Annotated in this window: 31 protein-coding genes; 24 read left to right on the top strand and 7 right to left on the bottom strand. The window is 32.9% G+C overall.

The annotated features are described in order from the left end of the window. Positions 1-26: 26 nt before the first annotated feature. The 5 genes from pyrF to NSR03_RS06905 all read left to right on the top strand — a co-directional run bounded on the left by pyrF (position 27) and on the right by NSR03_RS06905 (position 3596). Positions 27-719, top strand: coding sequence for an orotidine-5'-phosphate decarboxylase (gene pyrF, locus NSR03_RS06925; RefSeq protein ID WP_002507915.1), 693 nt, complete (start codon positions 27-29; stop codon positions 717-719). Between the two features lies 1 nt (position 720). Next, positions 721-1332 (top strand): orotate phosphoribosyltransferase, encoded by a 612-nt coding sequence (pyrE, locus tag NSR03_RS06920; protein WP_021338707.1) that lies wholly within the window; start codon positions 721-723, stop codon positions 1330-1332. A gap of 22 nt (positions 1333-1354) precedes the next feature. Then, positions 1355-1540, top strand: coding sequence for a hypothetical protein (locus tag NSR03_RS06915; protein ID WP_002507913.1), 186 nt, complete (start codon positions 1355-1357; stop codon positions 1538-1540). A 672-nt stretch (positions 1541-2212) separates the two neighbouring features. After that, entirely contained in the window at positions 2213-3067 is an 855-nt protein-coding gene (locus NSR03_RS06910) for a YitT family protein (RefSeq protein WP_002507912.1), read from the top strand. A 127-nt stretch (positions 3068-3194) separates the two neighbouring features. Further along, the gene (locus tag NSR03_RS06905) at positions 3195-3596 is read left to right on the top strand and encodes a VOC family protein (protein WP_002507911.1); all 402 of its coding nucleotides are present in this window, start codon (positions 3195-3197) and stop codon (positions 3594-3596) included. Between the two features lie 113 nt (positions 3597-3709). Here the strand turns inward: NSR03_RS06905 and NSR03_RS06900 are convergent, their stop codons facing one another. After that, positions 3710-5407, bottom strand: a complete 1698-nt coding sequence (locus tag NSR03_RS06900; RefSeq protein WP_002512293.1) for an Rqc2 family fibronectin-binding protein — start codon at positions 5405-5407, stop codon at positions 3710-3712. Between the two features lie 159 nt (positions 5408-5566). On the opposite strand from NSR03_RS06900, the gene gmk reads away from it, so the two are divergent. From gmk to priA, 4 genes are all read left to right on the top strand, one after another. Further along, on the top strand, positions 5567-6190 hold the full coding sequence (gene gmk / locus NSR03_RS06895; RefSeq protein ID WP_002507909.1) for a guanylate kinase: 624 nt from the start codon (positions 5567-5569) through the stop codon (positions 6188-6190). After that, positions 6190-6405: a DNA-directed RNA polymerase subunit omega gene (rpoZ, locus tag NSR03_RS06890; RefSeq protein ID WP_002507908.1), complete on the top strand. Its 216-nt coding sequence runs from the start codon at positions 6190-6192 to the stop codon at positions 6403-6405. Before gmk ends, rpoZ begins: the two co-directional genes overlap by 1 nt. Positions 6406-6838: 433 nt before the next feature. Then, a complete protein-coding gene (gene coaBC, locus NSR03_RS06885) occupies positions 6839-8047 on the top strand; it encodes a bifunctional phosphopantothenoylcysteine decarboxylase/phosphopantothenate--cysteine ligase CoaBC (protein ID WP_002507907.1) in 1209 nt (402 codons plus the stop codon). Position 8048: 1 nt separating this feature from the next. Continuing rightward, positions 8049-10457, top strand: a complete 2409-nt coding sequence (priA, locus tag NSR03_RS06880) for a primosomal protein N' (RefSeq protein WP_021338708.1) — start codon at positions 8049-8051, stop codon at positions 10455-10457. 89 nt (positions 10458-10546) lie between these two features. Here the strand turns inward: priA and NSR03_RS06875 are convergent, their stop codons facing one another. Genes NSR03_RS06875 through NSR03_RS06860 form a run of 4 tightly spaced genes read right to left on the bottom strand, consistent with a single transcriptional unit; the run spans position 10547 to position 13348 of the window. Continuing rightward, the gene (locus tag NSR03_RS06875; RefSeq protein WP_285342783.1) at positions 10547-11752 is read right to left on the bottom strand and encodes a tyrosine-type recombinase/integrase; all 1206 of its coding nucleotides are present in this window, start codon (positions 11750-11752) and stop codon (positions 10547-10549) included. A 58-nt stretch (positions 11753-11810) separates the two neighbouring features. Beyond that, positions 11811-12491: a hypothetical protein gene (locus NSR03_RS06870; protein ID WP_285342782.1), complete on the bottom strand. Its 681-nt coding sequence runs from the start codon at positions 12489-12491 to the stop codon at positions 11811-11813. A gap of 53 nt (positions 12492-12544) precedes the next feature. Beyond that, positions 12545-13009, bottom strand: a complete 465-nt coding sequence (locus NSR03_RS06865) for an ImmA/IrrE family metallo-endopeptidase (protein WP_285342781.1) — start codon at positions 13007-13009, stop codon at positions 12545-12547. Positions 13010-13015: 6 nt separating this feature from the next. Continuing rightward, positions 13016-13348: a helix-turn-helix domain-containing protein gene (locus NSR03_RS06860; RefSeq protein ID WP_285342780.1), complete on the bottom strand. Its 333-nt coding sequence runs from the start codon at positions 13346-13348 to the stop codon at positions 13016-13018. A 150-nt stretch (positions 13349-13498) separates the two neighbouring features. Here NSR03_RS06860 and NSR03_RS06855 point away from each other — a divergent pair, with 150 nt between their 5' ends. The 3 genes from NSR03_RS06855 to NSR03_RS06845 are packed head-to-tail and all read left to right on the top strand — an operon-like array spanning position 13499 to position 14665. Continuing rightward, positions 13499-13735 carry a helix-turn-helix domain-containing protein gene (locus tag NSR03_RS06855; protein ID WP_285342778.1) on the top strand — a complete coding sequence of 79 codons (237 nt, stop codon included), beginning with the start codon at positions 13499-13501 and terminating at the stop codon, positions 13733-13735. A gap of 13 nt (positions 13736-13748) precedes the next feature. After that, entirely contained in the window at positions 13749-14525 is a 777-nt protein-coding gene (locus tag NSR03_RS06850) for a Rha family transcriptional regulator (protein WP_285342776.1), read from the top strand. A gap of 11 nt (positions 14526-14536) precedes the next feature. After that, a complete protein-coding gene (locus NSR03_RS06845; RefSeq protein WP_285342775.1) occupies positions 14537-14665 on the top strand; it encodes a hypothetical protein in 129 nt (42 codons plus the stop codon). 37 nt (positions 14666-14702) lie between these two features. On the opposite strand, the gene NSR03_RS06840 is transcribed toward NSR03_RS06845, so the two are convergent. Beyond that, entirely contained in the window at positions 14703-14840 is a 138-nt protein-coding gene (locus NSR03_RS06840) for a hypothetical protein (protein WP_158649098.1), read from the bottom strand. Positions 14841-14996: 156 nt separating this feature from the next. Beyond that, positions 14997-15554, bottom strand: a complete 558-nt coding sequence (locus tag NSR03_RS06835) for a hypothetical protein (RefSeq protein WP_285342773.1) — start codon at positions 15552-15554, stop codon at positions 14997-14999. A gap of 63 nt (positions 15555-15617) precedes the next feature. Here NSR03_RS06835 and NSR03_RS06830 point away from each other — a divergent pair, with 63 nt between their 5' ends. Genes NSR03_RS06830 through NSR03_RS06775 form a run of 12 tightly spaced genes read left to right on the top strand, consistent with a single transcriptional unit; the run spans position 15618 to position 20792 of the window. Next, on the top strand, positions 15618-15875 hold the full coding sequence (locus NSR03_RS06830) for a helix-turn-helix domain-containing protein (RefSeq protein ID WP_285342771.1): 258 nt from the start codon (positions 15618-15620) through the stop codon (positions 15873-15875). 11 nt (positions 15876-15886) lie between these two features. Continuing rightward, positions 15887-16072: a hypothetical protein gene (locus tag NSR03_RS06825; protein WP_285342769.1), complete on the top strand. Its 186-nt coding sequence runs from the start codon at positions 15887-15889 to the stop codon at positions 16070-16072. A gap of 57 nt (positions 16073-16129) precedes the next feature. Next, positions 16130-16396: a DUF1108 family protein gene (locus NSR03_RS06820; protein WP_285342767.1), complete on the top strand. Its 267-nt coding sequence runs from the start codon at positions 16130-16132 to the stop codon at positions 16394-16396. Continuing rightward, positions 16390-16644: a DUF2483 family protein gene (locus tag NSR03_RS06815; RefSeq protein ID WP_056935507.1), complete on the top strand. Its 255-nt coding sequence runs from the start codon at positions 16390-16392 to the stop codon at positions 16642-16644. Before NSR03_RS06820 ends, NSR03_RS06815 begins: the two co-directional genes overlap by 7 nt. Next, positions 16637-17404, top strand: coding sequence for an ATP-binding protein (locus tag NSR03_RS06810; protein WP_285342764.1), 768 nt, complete (start codon positions 16637-16639; stop codon positions 17402-17404). The genes NSR03_RS06815 and NSR03_RS06810 overlap by 8 nt, the downstream gene beginning before the upstream one ends. Before the next feature lie 29 nt (positions 17405-17433). After that, entirely contained in the window at positions 17434-17997 is a 564-nt protein-coding gene (locus NSR03_RS06805; RefSeq protein ID WP_285342762.1) for a single-stranded DNA-binding protein, read from the top strand. 11 nt (positions 17998-18008) lie between these two features. Further along, on the top strand, positions 18009-18677 hold the full coding sequence (locus NSR03_RS06800; RefSeq protein WP_285342761.1) for a putative HNHc nuclease: 669 nt from the start codon (positions 18009-18011) through the stop codon (positions 18675-18677). After that, positions 18674-18925 (top strand): helix-turn-helix domain-containing protein, encoded by a 252-nt coding sequence (locus NSR03_RS06795; protein WP_285342760.1) that lies wholly within the window; start codon positions 18674-18676, stop codon positions 18923-18925. Before NSR03_RS06800 ends, NSR03_RS06795 begins: the two co-directional genes overlap by 4 nt. Continuing rightward, positions 18915-19634 (top strand): helix-turn-helix domain-containing protein, encoded by a 720-nt coding sequence (locus NSR03_RS06790; RefSeq protein ID WP_285342759.1) that lies wholly within the window; start codon positions 18915-18917, stop codon positions 19632-19634. The genes NSR03_RS06795 and NSR03_RS06790 overlap by 11 nt, the downstream gene beginning before the upstream one ends. A gap of 10 nt (positions 19635-19644) precedes the next feature. Next, complete coding sequence (locus NSR03_RS06785; RefSeq protein ID WP_285342510.1) at positions 19645-20418, top strand: ATP-binding protein; 774 nt, start codon at positions 19645-19647, stop codon at positions 20416-20418. Beyond that, positions 20412-20573, top strand: a complete 162-nt coding sequence (locus NSR03_RS06780) for a hypothetical protein (protein WP_165349546.1) — start codon at positions 20412-20414, stop codon at positions 20571-20573. Before NSR03_RS06785 ends, NSR03_RS06780 begins: the two co-directional genes overlap by 7 nt. Then, positions 20574-20792 (top strand): hypothetical protein, encoded by a 219-nt coding sequence (locus tag NSR03_RS06775; protein WP_103170003.1) that lies wholly within the window; start codon positions 20574-20576, stop codon positions 20790-20792. Position 20793 lies beyond the last annotated feature (1 nt).

Here is a 20793-nt window from a genome sequence, read left to right as displayed (position 1 = left end):
TTAAAATACGAGGTGTAGAACATATTATGAATAATTTACCAATTATTGCACTAGACTTTGATTCATCAGAAGCGGTGGATACATTCTTAGACCAATTTGATGAGCCACTTTTTGTAAAGGTAGGTATGGAACTTTTTTATCAAACTGGACCACAATTAATAGCGTCTATTAAAGCACGCGGACACGATATTTTTTTGGATTTAAAATTACATGATATCCCTAATACTGTGGGTAAGGCAATGGAAGGATTAAGTAAATTAAACGTTGATTTAGTCAACGTACATGCTGCTGGCGGAACTGAAATGATGACGCGCGCATTAGAAGGCTTAAAAAAACATAACCAAAATATTAAAATTGTGGCAGTTACGCAACTTACTTCAACTACAGAAACCATGTTAAGAAATGAACAAAATATTCAAAGTTCTATAGAAGATGCAGTGCTTAATTATGCGCATCTAGCCAAAACATCTGGTTTAGATGGTGTCGTATGTTCACCACTTGAATCGGCATTACTCACAGGCGAACTCGGCAAAAACTTTTTAAAAGTAACACCTGGTATTAGGCCAGCGAATACGCATTTGGACGATCAAAAAAGAATTACTACACCGGAAGAAGCAAAACAATTAGGCTCGACACATATTGTAGTAGGACGACCAATTACAAAAAGTAATAATCCGGTTGCAAGTTATCATAAAATTAAAGAAAGTTGGTTAAGTTAAAATGGCTAAAGCAATAGCAAAAGCACTATTAGATATTAAAGCAGTTTCACTTTCGCCAAACGACCCGTTTACATGGAGTTCAGGTATTAAATCACCTATATATTGCGATAACCGAGTGACATTAGGTCATCCTTCTGTTCGACGTAATATTAGAAATGGTTTAATTACATTAATTAAAAATAATTTTGCGGATGTCGAAATCGTTTCGGGCACTGCAACAGCTGGTATTCCACATGCTGCCTATGTTTCTGAAGTGCTAGATTTACCGATGAATTATGTGCGTTCTAAAAGTAAGAGCCATGGTAAACAAAACCAAATTGAAGGTGCATTGAGCAAAGGTAAAAAAGTGGTTGTCATTGAAGACTTAATTTCAACAGGAGGTTCTTCTATAACTGCTGTGGAGGCGTTAAAAGAGGCAGGAGCTGATGTTCTAGGCGTTGTAGCTATATTTACGTACGGTCTAAAAAAAGCGGATGAACAATTTAAAGCAGCCCAAATACCTTTCTTTACTTTAAGTAATTATAATGAATTAATTGAGGTAGCTAAAGAAAAGGGAGAAATTTCTGACATTGATATTGATACATTAGTTGAATGGCGAGACAACTTGTCTTAAAATATGAGTTGGAGGGGATATTATGACAGAAGACCCGAAAAAAGCATATAATCACTTTGCACATTTAAATGATTTTTTAAAAAAAGAAGACGATTATAGACATCCATCTCATTCAGACGATAAAAACGAATGGCTAGCTAACACATCTGAAGCAAATATATACAAGAAATCAAAGTCTAGTATTAAACAAAAAGGACACATTAAGTAAATCATAACATGTAATATGTATAGACGTATTTAAGACCATAATAAAGAGGAAGATCAAAATGAATTCCATTTTGACCTTCCTCTTTATATTAAATCATTTTGATATAGTAAACTTTTTGTTGGAATTTGTTAAATTAAAGTCATTTTTTACCGATAAAGACTATCAATATAGTACTTATTATATGTGCTGACCGTATTAAAACTAAATTGTGTAATTGTGTAGTATAGTTATTAGCGGACCATAAGTTTAATAATAATATAACCTACTAATAATACTAATGCTGCGATAAGTAATGGAATAATATAAAAAGACATGAAATACCTCCAATTAGATTTATATTTATTCTAACTGTAAATATGAAAAAGTAAAAGAAATAAAGATGATATAGTCATTCAACTAAAAAAAGAGTTGACTGTTATACATTTTTTGAAAGTAATGGGCTAAAAGCTTTACAAAAATTACAAAGTGGTGTGACTACTATTGTTGTGGTACATTTACATTTATAATACGATGTATAACTTAGAATTACAATAATATATTTTCATGAGGCTGGGACATAAATATAAGTCTTAGCCTCAATAGTTATATTGATTTTAGCTGACTGAATTGAAAATACTACTCGTAATTGTTTGCCAAAGAGGTATAATTTTTGAAAATGTAAGGGGTGCTTAAATGAAAATGATGAAACAATTATTCCGTGATCATACTAAAAATGTCATTGTTTGTTTAATTGGCGCATTTGTCAGTGCAATTGCAGTAAATTGCTTTATCTTAGAATCTAATCTAGGGGATGGAGGCACAGTTGGTATATCTTTAGCGCTCAAATATGCTTTTGGTTGGTCGCCAGCTTTAACTTCTTTAATTATTAATACAATCGTTATTATTGTAGGTTGGAAATTTTTAAGTACCAGAACTGCTGTATATACTTTTATTGCAAATACGGCAATTTCTCTATTTTTAGATTTAACTGAAAATTTTAGTACAGGTATAGATAACTTTGTAATCAACGCTGCTTTTGGTGGTGTGTTTGTAGGCGTGGGCATCGGCTTGGTTATTGCAGCAGGTGGTGTCATTGGAGGAACTTCAGTTGTAGCTAAAATGCTGAATAAGTACTTTGATATAAAAACTTCACAAGGTATATTCTTATTAGATGGTTTAGTTGTCCTATCGTTCTTGTTTGTCTTACCGTTAGAAAATGTGTTGTTTACGATTATTATGATATTCATTACCGAACGTGCAACTGCATTTATAATTGAAGGATTTAATCCTAAAAAAGCTGTTACAATTATTTCAGATAAAAATGAAAATATTAGTGATAAAATTAACAGTTTTACAGGCAGAGGCTCAACCTTACTTAAAGGGAAAGGCGGTTTCGGTAAAAAAGAAACAAGTATGTTATATGTTGTAGTGCCACAATCCCAAGTCACGCGAGTCAAAAAATTGGTGAATGAAGAAGATGACAAAGCTTTCTTAGTTATACATGATGTACGTGACGTGCTAGGCAGTGGATTTATTAATTTAACATAAGCCAATATTTTAAACGATTGCAAATAAGAATTTGTAAATATTTTACAATTTATAATAGCGTTGTATATTCGATTTTTTACAATTTATCATTTATTCTAGTATTAAGAAGAATTAAGGAGGTTGGATAATGGCTATACCAAAAATAACTACATTTCTAATGTTCAATGGAGATGCAGAAGAAGCAATTAATTTATATGTTAATACATTTGAAGATGCTGAAATATTGGCATTGGTAAGATATAGTGAAAGTGATAAAGAACCAACAGGTGCTGTTCAACACGCTATTTTCAGGTTGAAAGATCAAGTGTTTATGGCAATTGATAACATGAATGGTGTCGATATAGAAATGAATCCAGCCGTATCATTGTATGTCACTGTAGACAGTGCGTTAGAAATGGAACGCTTATTCAGTAATCTGAAAAGTGGTGGGGCTATTTTAATGCCTAAAACTCAGATGCCACCATTTAGAGAATTTGCTTGGATACAAGATAAATTTGGTGTTAATTTTCAATTAGCATTGCCAGAATAAACTTAAATTATAAAATGAAAAAAGCTAGGATATAATCGTTTTTGAAAGAGCAAACGACTTTATCCTAGCTTTTTTATTATGCGCTTTGATAATCCTAACGCTTATAATAAAAATTATTTTACTTTCATTTTTTGAATGTGATCATAATCTGGTGTAGCAAAAAGCGTTTTCTGATTATCATATGTTACAAAACCTGGTTTGGCACCTGAAGGTTTGTGTACATGCCTAATTTCTGTGTAATCTACTGGAATTTGTCCGGAATTACCAGCTTTGGAGAAATAACCAGATAACATGGCCGCTTCTTTAATCGTGTCTTCACTTGGTGCATCACTAAGTATCACAACATGTGAGCCTGGTATATCTTTCGTGTGGAACCAAAGATGGTTTTTTGCCGCTTTTTTATTCGTTAAATAATCATTTTGTTTATTGTTTTTACCGACAAGAATTGTATCACCATCAGTTGAAACATATTCTTGTAATTGAATGGTTTGTTTCTTTTTCTTCTTATTTTGTTTGCGTTGTTTCATAAAGCCCTGTTCTGCAAGCTCATCACGGATATCATCAATCTCATCAACAGAGATATGTGCGAGTTGTTGTTCAATACTTTCAAAATAAGCAATATTCTCTTGAGTTAATTCAATTTGACGTAGTAACTCGTGTGCTCTTGTTTTTAACTTGTTATATTTTTTATAATAATTCTGCGCATTAACAGCAGGGGCTTTAGTTGGGTTAAGAGGAATCGTAATTTCTTCACCAGTATAATAATTAAGCGTTGTAATTTCTTTATCGCCTTGCTTAATTTGATAAATATTGGCAGTTATTAACTCACCATACAGTTGCTGTAATTCTTTTTCTTTTGTACCTTCTTGCTCATCAATTAGTTTACTTAATTTATTTTGATATTTATGAAGTTGTTGTTGTACAAATTTAACTAAATCATTCGCACGTTGTTTGACGCGTTCTCTCTCGCCACGTGCATCATAATAGCGATCAAGTAAATCATGCAGTGAATCATATTCTACAACATCATCATAAAATTGATTTAATTTCATAAAGTAAAAATCTTCTTTACCTGTTTCATGATTTTTATGGAAAACGGGTGTGGGCTCCCCCTTAGTTTCTTCAATTACTATATCAAATGCTTCAGGCAATGTTTGAGCAGTCATAAATTGTTTTCTGCTAACAATTTCATTAGTGATTAATGGACTAAAACCTTCTAAATGATCTAGTAATTGTCGTGCTATTTTTCCACTATTAAAATCTATATATTTTAATACAGTTTCTCCAGATATATCATATGGATTAATTTTGTTTTGCGCAGGTGGTGCTTCATATTGAAAACCAGGCATTACAGTACGATACTGATTTGTATTTGGTGTTAAATGCTTAAAGCCTTCAATAATCTTGCGCTGTTCATTTACTAAAATTAAATTACTGTGTTTACCCATAATTTCCAATATAATTGTACGATGTATTGTATCGCCAATTTCATCTTTACTCTGTACATCTATTTCTACACGTCTATCATTACCAATTTGTCTTACTGCTTTTATAAAGCCACCTTCAATATGTTTACGGAACACACGTGCAAACATAGGAGGATCAAATGGATTATCATATTTTTTATTAGTTAAATGCATTCTAGTAAAACTTGGATGGATAGAAAGTAGAAGCTGATGATTTTTACGATTTTGACGCACGACGACAAGAAGTGTGTCGTTTTCTGGTTGATTTATTTTGTGGATTCTACCACCTACAAGAAATTGTAGAGATTCCACCATTTTTTTAGTGAATAAACCATCATATGCCATTACTATCAGCCACCTTATTTTTAGTCATTCAACATATTGTAACATGGCGCAAAGATTAGGTCATGAGCAAAGTTTGTGTTGTGGGACGCTATACAATTGAATGTTTCTTATGGTATCATATGTTAATAATAGAAGATTAGCTTAGAGAGGTAGTAAGTCATGGATAATGAGAAAGGTTTATTGATTGTACTATCTGGACCTTCTGGTGTAGGAAAAGGGACAGTTAGAAAAAAGATATTTGATGATCCAGCCACATCTTATAAATATTCTATTTCAATGACCACACGTAGTAAACGTGAAGGTGAAGTAGATGGTGTTGATTATTTTTTCAAAGCAAAAGCAGAATTTGAGGAATTAATTAAACAAGATGAATTTATAGAATATGCTGAATACGTAGGAAATTACTATGGGACGCCTGTTCAATATGTTAAAGATACGATGGAGCAAGGCCATGACGTATTTTTAGAAATTGAAGTAGAAGGTGCGAAACAAGTGCGTAAGAAATTCCCAGATGCATTGTTTGTTTTTCTTGCCCCGCCAAGTTTAGATCATTTACGTGAACGATTAGTCGGTCGTGGTACGGAATCTGATGAAAAAATTCAAAGTCGTGTGAATGAAGCACGTAAAGAAGTCGAAATGATGAACTTGTATGACTATGTTGTAGTTAATGATGAAGTAGAGTTAGCTAAACAACGTATTCAATCTATTGTAGAAGCTGAGCATTTGAAGAGAGAACGTATTGAAGCGAAATATAGAAAAATGATATTGGAGGCAAAAAAATAATGTTATACCCACCATTAAACGAATTAACAGCAAAAGTTAATTCAAAATATTTAATTGCAACTACTGCTGCAAAACGTGCTCGTGAAATAGATGAAAATCCAGAATCAGCATTGTTAAGTAAATATGATGCAAAAAAACCTGTAGGTAAAGCGCTAGAAGAAATCGCTGGCGGAGATGTTTATCCGGACGGACTATATAAAATACCATCTAAGTAATTAAAAGTTAATCTTGAAACATATAAATAATAACTAGCACGCTGCTAGTTTAAAGTTTTTCAAAATGAGTCTGGGTCATAAATGCGTGTCTCAGACTCATTTGTTAGATTGAACAGTAGTTGTTTGATATCTCATTGTACTTGTTTCAAGCTTTTAAAGTGCTATATCTTCATTTATGAAGAGAAAGTAGTGCGGATATAAGCGCTTCAGTTCTTGTGTTCTTTTTTAATAAGGCTTGCGGAGCGGGAATACGAAATCAAATTTTTGATTTCTATCCTGCTCCCTTTTTTTATTTAATTTAAAATTTTGTGTATAATGGTGATTAATCATTTATTTAAAGCATTCAATAACAAATTAACCTTTGTTTTATTTAAAAATATAAAGTTATAGTCCATTAAGAGGTCATATTTAAATTATTTGGAGGAGATTTGCAATGAAACGAATATTACTTGCTGTTACAGGTGGCATTGCTGCGTATAAAGCAATTGATTTAACAAGTAAATTAACGCAAGCAGACTATGACGTTAGAGTCATGCTTACAGATCATGCACAAGAGTTTGTGACTCCATTAGCTTTTCAAGCAATTGGTAGAAATCCAGTTTATACAAGTACTTTTTTAGAACAAAATCCGGAAGAAATTCAACATATCGCATTAGGTGATTGGGCAGACGCAATCGTAGTGGCACCAGCGACAGCAAATATCATTGCTAAACTTGCAAATGGTATTGCAGATGATATGGTAACGTCGACATTGCTCGCTACTGAAACTGCTAAATTTATTGCGCCAGCGATGAATGTGCATATGTATGAAAATAAGCGAACACAACACAATCTCGCTACACTGAGTTCAGATGGTTATTATTTTCTTGAACCTGGTGAGGGCTTTTTAGCATGTGGCTATGTAGCAAAAGGCCGTATGGAAGAACCTTTGCAAATTGTTGAAAGGTTAAACCAGTTTTTTAAACACAATGACCAAGCATCTTATTCGATAGACAGTCGATTTGAAGGTATGAATGCACTAATCACTGCTGGACCGACTGTCGAAGAGTTAGACCCAGTACGTTATTTATCTAACCGATCATCAGGAAAAATTGGTTATGCATTGGCAGAATCACTAACTAAGCGTGGGGCTAACGTCACACTCGTATCTGGACCTACACATCTAACACCTCCAGAAAATGTGAATGTTATTCAAATTCAGAGTGCTGAGGAAATGTTTGAAGCGGTGAAAACACACTTTGATGAACAAGATATCGTATTTAAAGCTGCAGCAGTATCAGATTATGCGCCTGCTGAAATGTTAGAGCACAAACTAAAAAAACAAGACGGTACATTATCTGTGACTTTTAAACGTACACCAGATATTTTGAAATATCTAGGTGAACACAAAACAAAGCAATTCTTAGTAGGCTTTGCAGCAGAAACACAAAATATTGAAACATATGCGCAGAAAAAACTGCAACATAAAAATGCAGATGTGATTATTGCTAATAACGTAGGAGATCGTTCAATAGGGTTTAGTTCAGATGATAATGACTATACGATGTACTTTAAAAATGGAAATCCTATGAGTTTAGGAAAACACAAAAAAGTCATATTAGCGGAGCATATCTTAGATAGTTTAGAAACAAGGTGGGAATAAAATGATAGCAAAAGTAATTGTTGATATACCTTCTAAAAGTGTGGACTTTACGTTCGATTATATAATTCCTACAAGACTACAATCTATGATACAAGTTGGTATGCGTGTCATTGTGCCTTTTGGACCAAGGACAATTCAAGGCTATATTATGGAAATAACAGAACAACCCGATGCAAATATAGATATAGCTAAGCTTAAAGAGATAAAAGAAATTCAAGATATTAAACCAGAATTAACTGAAGAACTTATTAAGTTAACAGATTGGTATAATAATTACTTTGTGACGAAGCGTATTTCTATGTTAGAAGTGATGTTACCAAGTGCAATTAAAGCTAAATATACAAAAGTTTTTTCAATTGAAAATGATGAAGCGATTCCGGAACAGTTACGACTCCGTTTTGATAGTGAAGGTCATTATGCGTATAAAGAAGCTCAATATAATGATGATCTATCCGCCATCTCTCCTTTATTAAAGCAAGGTGATATTAGTGAAGTGACATTGCTTTCTCAAAGTCTCAGCAAAAAGAAACAACGTGCTGTGAGAGTGGTAGAAGGTTTTGAATATGATGCTGTATTGGGTTCTTTAGAAAAGTCTCAAAAGCAATATGATTTATATGCTTATTTAATTGATGAACGTCATCATACTGTACTACTGAAACAATTAGAAGCAATGAACTTTTCAAAATCAAGTATTGATACACTGATGCGCAAAGGCTTTGTGGAAAAATACGATGCAATCGTGGAACGTGATCCCTTTGAAACGCGTGTATTTGAACAAGATGAAAAGCAACAACTCACAGCTGATCAACAACAAGCGTTTGAAGCAATACTTAAAAATATTAAGGCACATGAACAGAGAACTTTTTTACTCCATGGTGTGACTGGTTCAGGAAAGACTGAAGTTTATTTGCAAACAATTGAGGAAGTGTTGCATTTAGATAGACAAGCTATGATGCTAGTGCCAGAAATTGCATTAACCCCACAAATGGTTTTAAGGTTTAAGCAACGATTTGGTGACGAAGTTGCCGTGCTCCACTCAGGTTTGTCGAAAGGTGAACGCTATGATGAATGGCAAAAAATCAGAGATGGTAAAGCTCGGGTAAGTGTTGGTGCACGGTCAAGCGTGTTTGCGCCATTTAAAAATTTAGGCATGATCATTATTGATGAAGAACATGAATCATCTTATAAACAAGAGGATTATCCTAGATATCATGCACGTGATATCGCAGAGTGGCGCAGTCAATATCATCAGTGCCCATTGATATTAGGGAGTGCCACACCAAGTTTAGAAACATACGCGCGCGCAGATAAGGGCGTTTATGAACTGTTATCTTTACCAAACAGAGTCAATCAACAGGCGTTGCCAGAAATTGAAATCGTTGATATGAGAGCTGAATTAAGTTCAGGTAATCGGTCTATGTTTTCCGAACAATTACGTGAAGCCATTCAAACTCGTTTAGATAAACAAGAACAGATTGTATTGTTTTTAAACCGTCGAGGCTATGCATCATTTATGTTATGCAGAGATTGTGGTCATGTACCACAATGTCCTAATTGTGATATCTCATTAACTTATCACAAGTCTTCGGATCAATTGAAGTGTCATTATTGTGGTCATCAAGAAACACCACCGAGCAAATGTCCTAATTGTGAAAGTGAACATATCAGACAAGTTGGTACTGGAACACAAAGAGTTGAGGAGTTATTACAAGAAGTGTTCCAGGAAGCACGCATTATACGAATGGATGTTGATACTACATCTCGTAAAGGTGCTCATGAAAAATTATTAAATGATTTTGGCTCAGGTAAAGGAGATATTTTATTAGGTACTCAAATGATTGCGAAAGGGTTAGATTTTCCTAACATCACACTCGTAGGTGTACTCAACGCGGATACAATGTTGAACCTTCCTGACTTCAGAGCAAGTGAACGTACTTACCAATTATTAACGCAAGTATCAGGTCGTGCAGGACGTCACGAAAAAGAAGGTCAAGTAATCATTCAAACTTATAACCCAGAACATTATGCGATTAAAGATGTTCAAGAAAATGATTATCCGGCTTTCTTTAACAAAGAGATGAATTATAGGAAAATAGGTAAATATCCTCCTTACTTCTTTTTAATTAATTTCACTATCTCACACAAAGATATGAAGAAAGTCATGGAAGCATCGAAACATATTCATAAAATTTTATTACAGCATTTATCGGATAAAGCATTAGTGTTAGGACCATCACCAGCAGCATTATCAAGAATAAATAATGAATATCGCTTTCAAATCTTAATTAAATATAAAAGTGAACCAGCGCTCCACGAAGCGCTTAAGTATTTAGATGATTATTATCATGACCAATATTTAAAAGACAAGCTATCGTTAAAAATTGATATTAATCCCCAAATGATGATGTAATAAGGGGTGTAAAATGGCTTAACACCAGTGGTTATAAGGGTTCTAGGGGCTACTAAAATTATAAAAAGGGCAGAAAAAGGGCAGATTGTTTAATTGGGAATGTTTTCTAACTTCTCGGTTAACTGTTTGTCCATTTTTTCTGTTACATGTGTGTATATCTGAATCGTTGTTTTTTCGTCTGTATGTCCAACTCTTTTCATAATTGCTTTGAGTGATACATTCATTTCAACGAGTATACTTATATGAGTGTGTCTGAAGGTATGGGACGTTACTTTTTTATTTATACCTAATTCAAGTGCAGCATCTGATAATAATTTATTTACTTTATGAGAATATAATGGATTGCCAAATCTTGTAGTAAAGATAAAACCACGATCAATGTAATCTTTTTCCCAATGAGCAGATTTTTTATTTTCCAATATTACTTTTTTTAAAATTTCAACTGCACGTTTATTAATAGAAATCGTTCTTCTTGAACCTCTAGTTTTAGTTGTGTCTTTATATCCATATCCATTTTCATATTTAATCCAATGAATTGTTCCGTTTATATCTATTGTTTTATTTTGAAAATCGATATCCTTTTCTTGTAATGCTTGAACTTCTCCAATCCTCATACCAGTTAGCGCTTGTAATTCTATTAAGCTAGCTACAAATAAATTCAACCTTTTGTCCGAATGTTTTTTTGTTAATATAAAATCACGTATTTTTAACACTTGATTCATTTCAAGATAGTTGTATATTTTTTGTTCTTCTTTTTCTATATCTTCTAGCGTTTTAGCTTTCTTAGGTACTTCCACATCATTTAACATATGTTTGTTAGTGTATCCATAAAATTTCGTTGCATACGCTAAAGTTTTCTTTAAATCATTGAGTTGTCGTCTAACTTGGTTTTCTGAATAAATTTCTGATAGTCCATTAATTAGTTTTTGCACATGTTTTACATCTAATTTTGAAACTAGTGTATGTTCATCTATATTGCTCTTTAAATTGTTTAAACGAACTTTAGAGTTATTTAGAGTTGTTACTTTTAAACCAGATGTATTTTTATGATACTCAAACCATTCATCCAGTAAGTTGTGAAATGTTAATGATTTTAAATTGTTGTTAGTACTAGTAGACATCTTACTTTTTATCTTATCGTCTAATTGGAACACAGCCTCTTTTTGAGAAGCTTTAGTATTTTTGTTCATAACAATACTTACTCGTTTCCATTTGTCTGAATACGGGTCTTTATACTTCTCGTAGTAGCGATATTTATTTTTGCCTTCTTTATCTTTGAATTGTTCACTCCACATAGGTCATTCCTCCTAAAAAAGATAAAAATATATAGGGCAGTGGTGACTGCCCGTGGAATTATCTAAAAGCTGGATGTACCCAATATTCACTTGCATAGCCTTCTGCATCTTCACGAAGTTTGTATTTATTATCATCGTTCATATTTTCAATTAAATCTTTATCGAACGTCATTTTTAAAACATTATCTTTTGAAGTATTCATCTTGTCATCTTCCATATCCATTGCTACAACAATATCTACAGTATCAATATCTAACTTAGACTTTTTAACACCTATCAATGCATTTGCTGCTCCGTACTGCATTTCTCTTAACGCTGACTTTTCGCTAAAACCATCGTAATCTTTTAAAGTAATGACAGCTACATTATCATATTCATTATAGACGATGTCAGAAAAATTCTTTTTACCAACTTCTTTTTTTACACTTTTTTCTAATTTTTGTTCATCAGTTAATTCTTTCTTCTTTTCTTCTTTAGGTTTCGATTCTTTCTTAGGTTTTGCTTTTTCTTCAGTTTTCTCACTATTTTTAGTAGTACTCTTTTCTTGATTTTCTGATTGAGATTCATCTTCTGTGAAAAAACTTATTATTAATAATAAAGCAAAAATGCCAGTAACAACCCATCTTGCTGCTTTATTCCATTTGTTGAAATACCACATTAAAAATAATCCTACTGGAAAGAAAATAATTAATGTTAAAATAACAAACCAATTTCTTTGATACCATTTCTCATTATTCATTTCACATTCTCCTTAATAATAATATCCCTCTATATTAAACAACCGAAGTTGTATTAATCCCAATTATGATGTTCGAACACTTGTAATGGTTCAAACTTAATTACATGACCATTGAAGTATGTTGATAATCCATATTTCTTTTTATAAAAGTCAATAACTTTAATTATGTACTCTTCGCTTAACTCGACATATTCTGCCAATTCATGTAAGTTACTTATTCCATAATGATACGCTTCTATAATTATGCGCAATGGTAGGGCAGCTTGATATCCTGCACGTCTAGCATAATTTTCGAATTTCCGATTGTTGAATTGTGATTGATCTGTGATGTCACCCCAAGTTAATTTGTGGTGTGCGAGTTCTTCAAAAAGAACTTCAGCTTTACGTGTTTCAGTAAGGTGTTTATCAATTACAATTACTCCCATATCATATAATCCTCTGAAGTTACTATTAGACTTAAAATTATCACCTATAGGTATATGACTGTTTTCAATTACTAAATCTTCATATAATGACATATATAACTACTCCCCTTGCATTTTGCGATGTTGTTCTCTTACGTAATTTGCATACTTTCTGATTTCAGCCAATTCTTCTTCAGTAAAGTCATCTCCATCTAAATGCGCAGCTATTGTATCTTCATTAGAAGGTTCTTCGTCAATCCATCCCATTAAGTAAGCTGGATTAACATTTAACGCACTAGCTATATTTTCTATAGTGTCATTTTTTAAGTTTTTAATATTTCCGCTCTCATATCGTTGTACAGTGGCTTCAGTTTTACCAATTTTTCTTCCTAATTCTGCTAAAGTTATGCCCTGTTTTTCTCTTGATTGTTTCATTCTTTTTGAAAAGCTCATCTTGTCCAGCTCCTTTTAAGTGATAACTATATTATAAGGAAAACTTTCGGCATTTGCAATGTTTTTCTAAAAAACTTTCGTAAAATGCTTGATTAATTAATTAAGTGTTGTTAGTATTAACTTACGCAATACGAAAGCGAGGTGAATAACATGTATGTAGACAAGAATTTACTTCTTTCGAAAATGTCATTGCGTGGTTACAATATTTCTTCTTTAGCTGAAGCTACAAGAATTAATAGAGACACTATTTCCAACGTATTGAATGGTAAAACAGCACCATCTTATCCGGTGATGAACGCTATTTTTTATGAACTGAAATTAACACCACAAGAAGCAGTAGATATTTTTTTTAGCAACAACTTACGTAATAAGAAAGTTAAATGTTAAAGGAGGAATTAAAATGCAAGAATTGCAAATTGTAGAACAAAACAAAGAATTATACGTAGACAGCCGAGAAGTAGCAGAGATGGTAGAGAAACGACATGCAGATTTAGTTAGGAGTATTGAGGGGTACCAAGATGTTTTAGGTCAAAACGCAAAATTGCGTTCTGATGATTTCTTTATAGAAAGTAGCTATAAAGCAGGAACAGGAAAATCTTACAAAAACTATCTACTAACTAAAAAAGGTTGCGACATGGTAGCCAACAAAATGACAGGTGCAAAAGGAACATTATTTACTGCAATGTATGTAGACGCATTCCATAAGATGGACAAACACATTAAAGAGCAATCTCATATAAATGTCCCACAAACGCCAATGCAAGCATTAGAAATGATGTTCAGTGTTCAAAAAGAACAACAAGAGTTTAATAATCGAATTGAAACAGAAGTAACTGGCATTCGCAACATTGTAGGAATGGAAACCAAAAACTGGAGAAACGATACTAACAAAGTGTTAGGTGCTATCGCTCAACATCTTGGTGGAGGAGAGAAACATAAAACGATTCGTATGGAGGCTTACAAGTTATTAGAAGAAAAAGGACGTTGCAAGCTAGAACAACGAATGAATAACCGTAAAGCCAAAATGTTATCGAAAGGTGCAACTAAAACTCAAATTAATAAGTTATCTAAATTAGATGTAATAAATGACGAACCAAGATTAATTGAGATTTACATTTCAGTTATCAAAAGTATGGCGATCAAATATGGCATAGATATTAACCAATTCGAAATATAGGAGGAAACGGAATGGCAGAACTAAAAAAAGTAAAAGAGGAAACAATAATCGCATTACTTAAAAAAATACAAATTGCTAACGAGGCAGACACGATTTTAGATTTAACTAGATCTATTGAAACTATTCTTGAAATTAAATAAACCTAGCAGTTGCTGTAACAACCACTAGGTAGAAAAGTTATTTGACTTTTACTTTAGTACCACAGCTTTGTTTGCTGCATTTATTAGTGGATTTAGAAGAATCAAAGTTAAATTCACGTCCACATGCAGGACAAAAAGAAGGTGGCATATTCATAACGTATTCAAGTTTAGCCATAATAACACCTCCTTTCACTAGGAGATAACACTATTGTACGAAACTATAATAATAAAAGCTATAGGAGGATTAAGTATGAACTTAAAACAAGCATTAAAAATAACACTCCTAATCGTCATCTTGGCGGAAGAGATTAAGAGTGTTGGGAGGAGTATGTTATGAATCTGGATTTAGTTCTTGCAGGTGGTACTCTTGGATTAATTTTTGTGATGGTAATTGAGATTTATAAAAATCAATCTTCGTTGAAGGAGAAAGTAATTGTGTCGATAGTTGCGGCAGTTGCAATTCTTCTGACAACCTTTCTGATTCTTTTAGTGAACTCATAATTATCAAGTGAGAATAATAATTCAAAAAATCACTTAAAATGCCACGTGCAATAGAGTTGTTCTTATAATCATGTTCAAAAAGTTTAAGTGCTAAATTGTATTTCTTCCAATTATTGATTATTTCAGGAGACACATAAGTAAAATTTTTAGTGATAATTTTAGATAATTTATCTTCATGATGATAAGAATAGAAACTCATAAAATCTAACAAATCTGTAGTTGGCAAGGTGTAACAGGCTTTTAAAATATCAGAATAATAGTTGTCATAAATTTCTTTTTTAACTTGTTGCTCATATTTTTCGTTAGCTGTTTTAGTAGCAAGCCACCAAGAAAAAATAACTGCAATTAAAGGAACTAACACAGTTAATATATCAGAAATATATTCCATTATTTTTCACCACCCACTATCGCAGTAGCGATAAATAAATTATACCAGAAAGGAGTGGTTAAGATGACACATTTACCAACTAAACAAAACGTTGTAGAAGATGTTAATCAAGTTGTGTTTTACCCATTGTACGGAAAACCACCAACTATAGCGAAAATATTCGATGTTGGAAAATCAACTGTTTACAGATGGTTACGTGATTATGATGAAGATGATCTAGGTGTTAAAGACTTGTATCTTGATTTATCTGCAAATATGACACGTATCGATATTGAAAAGTTGAGAGAGTATTTAAAACTTAGAAATAAAAAATGGTTGTAGGAGGCTAAACATTGAGATGTTTACTAGCATTATCAACAGCAGTGGTTATATTCTTCATAGCTTTGATATTCACGAAAGACTTTATCCACTTGTTTCTTATTTACTGGGTAGCCGTTTGCTTTAGCTATATGGCTTGGGATAGTTGGATTAACTATTTAAAGACAGAAAAAAAGACTGAAACTTGTACCAGCAAGTAACAGTCGGTTAGCAAAATATATAAAACAAATATACACCTAAATAACGGAGGTAGTCAAATGTATTATCGAATAAACGACGAAAGTAAGAAGGTAATTAATGTTCAAGGGTTCCAATTTATCCTACGTATTAGAAAGATGACGCAATTTGAAGTGAATATATCTATTGAAACTTTAGACAGCGTATCTATAGATAAAATTTTAGTAGCCGATGAAGAACTAGGCGTACACACTGCAAGAGAAATATTAGAACAATCCGTATTCAAATGGATAGATGAGAACACCGATGAAGCAGATAGAGTAATGAGCGCTGTGATGAAATGGTAAAAAACAAGTCTATGCACAAGAAAGACTATTGCTACATCGTTCATAAGAATGTAGATCATTACGTTGACAATAGACCGACAGAACGAGCGCCTAAAGTCGAATATACAGATGATATGGAAACGGCACGTAAATTCTTTGAAGAAGATTTTGAAGTGTTAGAAATTGATTGGACTAAGCACGACAAAATTATATGTGAATCAACTCATATAAGAATACACAGAAGTGAGAGGGTTGAAGTGAATGAGTGAAGAACAAGACATTTTAACTCAACTAGGTGTTAAAGATATTAGTCAGCAGAATACGAATAAGTTTTATAAGTTTGCTATATACGGAAAGTTTGGAACTGGAAAAACTACTTTTCTAACTAAAGATAAAAATGCACTTGTACTTGATATTAACGAAGATGGTACGACTGTTTCAGAAGATGGTGCAGTAGTGGCGGTTAAGAATTATAAACATTTCTCTTATGTAATAAGAATGATTCCACAGATTTTAGAACAGCTTAGAAATAACGGTAAACAAATTGATGTAGTAGTTATTGAAACAATCCAAAAGCTTAGAGATATAACAATGGACGATGTAATGGCTGGTAAGACACGTAAAGCCACATTCAACGATTGGGGCGAAACAGCTACTCGAATAGTAAGCATGTATAGATATATTTCTAAGCTACAAGAACATTACCAATTTCATCTAGCTATAAGTGGTCATGAGGGCATCAATAAGGACAAAGATGATGAAGGTGGAACAATTAACCCTACCATTACTATTGAAGCACAAGAGCAGATTAAAAAGGCTGTAGTAAGTCAATCAGATGTATTAGCAAGAATGACCATAGAAGAAACGGAACAAGATGGTCAAAAGCAATTTGATTATGTACTGAATGCAGAACCATCAAGTTTATATGAAACGAAAATTAGACATTCACAAAACGTGACAATAAGTGACAAACGATTTATTAACCCAAGTATTAATGACGTTGTACAAGCAATTAGAAACGGAAACTAAACTAAAATTAAAAGGATGGTATATAAATTATGAATATTACAGGACAAGCTAAACACATTAAAGAAACTAATCAAGATGCATTTTTAAAGGGTGGAGACTTCTTAGGCGCTGGAGAGTTCACAGTTAAAGTTAAAGATGTTGAATTCAATGATAGTCAAAACAGATATTTCACAGTTGTATTTGAAAATGCTGAAGGCAAGCAATATAAGCACAATCAATTTGTACCACCATTCCAACAAGATTTCCAAGAAAAACAATATGTAGAGTTCCTAAGTAGATTAGGTATCAAATTAAACTTACCAGACTTATCTTTTAACACGGACGAATTAATTAACAAGATGGGAACAATCGTTTTAAAACATAAATTAAATGAAGATCAAGGCAAATATTTTGTAAGACTTTCATTCGTAAAAGTTTGGAATAAAGGCGATGAAGTAGTTAATAAACCAGTACCTAAAACTGATGAAATGAAACGTGAAGAACAACAAGCGAACGGACAAGGTCAACAAAAAGAGTCATTGAGTGACCAAAGTAATCCATTTGCAAATGCTAATGGACCTATTGATATAAACGATGATGACCTTCCATTCTAGGGTGTGATTAAATGCAACAAATTACTAGATACCAATTGGATGACGACGGTACTTATTCCGTCGTTGCCACTGGTGTTGAATTAGAAAATAGTCATACAGAACTTATAGATAACGGTTATAGCTTAAACGCTGATGTAACTGTTCCAGATAATAAATTGATTTCAATTGACCAACGTAAAAAGATATTTGCGATGTGTAGAGATATTGAATTGCACTGGGGAGAACCAGTAGAAGCTTTGAGACAAAGATTTCAAAGTGAATTAGAAATTATGAATGGTTATGAACGTATTAGTTTACGTGACTGCACAAGGAAGATAGCTGGTGAGTTAATCGAACTAATTATAACTTTCATATTTCATAACCAAATACCAATGAGAGTTGAAACTAGCAAACTATTACAAGGCGACAAAGCGATGTTGTATTGGGCTACTGTAAACAGAAACTGTGTAATATGCGGTGAACAGAAAGCAGACCTCGCCCATTATGAAGCAGTAGGTCGTGGCATGAACCGTAAAACAATGGATCATCACGGTAAACATGTTCTTGCATTATGCAGGTGCCACCACAATCAACAGCACTCGATAGGTGTTAAATCATTCGATGATTTATATCACTTACACAATAGTTGGATATCAGTAGATGACAAGCTAAACAGTATGTTACGAGGTGAGAAACAATGATGATGCCTAGAATGATTAAACCTATAGACAGAAAAGCTATCGGATATAGAATAGCATCGCTTAGAGCGAGTGACGATTGGTCACAAGAAGAATTCGCAAACATATTCAAAGCAAATAAAAGTATTGTAAGCAAATGGGAAAGAGGTATTCATTTACCGAGTATGGATAGATTAAGAAAAATGGAACGAATATTCAATGTAACACTTGAATGGCTGTTATATGGAGAAGGTGAAAAAGATGGCAGATAGTATTAAAAGTTCTATCTCGGGTTATGGGTTAGTTTTCAAAAGAGTTATGAAAGATACAGATATAAGTATAGAAGCTAAGGCTTTGTATAGTTACTTATCTGCATATGCTGGAGCAAATGAAACAGCTTTTCCGGGAGTAAGTTTAATATGTCACGAGCTTAATATAAGTGATAAAAGGTTTCAGAAGTATAGAAAACAGCTTGAAGATAATGGCTACTTATCAATTAAAAGAGAAAGAACAAGTAATGGCTTCAGTAAAAATATTTATACCATAGAACACAATCCCGTATCAGGTCATTTCGTACCGGTACAAAACTTACCGGGAAGAAATCTACCGGGACAAAACGTAGGTACTACAATTAACAGTTCTATAATTAACAGTAATACAAATAACAGTCAGACAATTAATACTAGCGCAACTGACGTTACGCGTGAACGTTTTGAAGAATGGTGGAAACTGTATGATAAAAAGCTAGACAAGAAAAAAGCATTTAGCTTATTTAAATCAGCGCTTAAAAAGCATAGTTACGAAGAAATTATGAATGGTACTAGAGATTATCTCAAAACCATTACTAACAAACAGTATCAGAAATATCCTAAAACATTCTTAGGACAAGAAAGTTATATGAACGACTTTATAGAAGAAGTAAAACCTACAGGGCAGAATCAATTAGAAAGAATGAAACATGATCCTAGCTATTGGGATTAGGAGGGATTAAATGAAACGGATGCTAAATCCTAGAATAACTGAAACATTAAAGGAATATGAAGCTACTGAAATAGACGAAGGACTGTACTGTAAAAAGTGTGATAACAAATATGATTTACACAAATTCAAAAATGGTTATGAATATCGTGATGGTTGTGAGTGTAGCATGATTGCAGCGGGCAAAGAAGCAGAAAGAAAACGTAAACAAAAAGCAGTTAATCGTATATTTAGTCAATCTAATGTAAATCACTCACTTAAAGATGTAACAGTAAATAATTATCAACCACAAAATCAAACACAAGAAGACGCTAAGCAGACAGCTATAGAGTACGTTAAAACATTTTCTATAGATGAATCTAAGAGTTTAATACTACAAGGCTCATATGGTACTGGAAAATCCCATTTAGCTTATGCTATAGCAAAAGCAATTAAAACACAAGGTTATTCTGTAGCATTTATGCACATACCAATGTTAATGGACCGTATCAAAGCTACTTACAACAAAAATTCAGTAGAAACGACAGATGGACTCGTTAAGTTACTAAGTAATATAGATTTACTTGTATTAGACGATATAGGTGTAGAAAACACTGAACATACATTAAATAAACTATTCAGCATTGTAGATAACAGAGTAGGTAAAAATAATATATTTACTACTAACTTCAGCGATAAAGAATTAAATCAAAATATGAATTGGCAACGCATCAATTCAAGAATGAAACATAATTCAAGACAAGTGAGAGTTCTTGGTGATGATTACAGGGAGAGAGACGCATGGTAACAATTGACGAAATAAAACAAAACCTTGAATGTTCTGATGTGTACATTCAGAAAATGATTGAGTGGGCAAATGGAGACGAAAATAAGTTAGAGAGCTTATACTACTTCAAGCTTGCTGAACGTCAAATACGACCTGCTATTCAAGAGGTGAGGTAATTGGGGTTAAGCACTGAATATGATTTGAAAGATAGTACGGGTAAAGTGGTTGGTTCTGTTATACCACTTAACAATAAAACGAATAGGTTATTTGGATTGTATAAACGATATGGATTAGATGAATTCATCGTTACAGATAACAGATTAGAAAAAATAAAGAAGCATTTCAATTTAACTAGAGTAGATCAAACAAGCATATTTGATTTCATACAGGAGTGAC

It is taken from the genome of Staphylococcus sp. FSL W8-1207 (assembly GCF_038003745.1).
GTDB classification, from domain to species: domain Bacteria; phylum Bacillota; class Bacilli; order Staphylococcales; family Staphylococcaceae; genus Staphylococcus; species Staphylococcus equorum.
The sequence above is the reverse complement of the archived record's forward strand: the minus strand, read 5'-3'. Positions and strand labels throughout refer to the sequence as shown.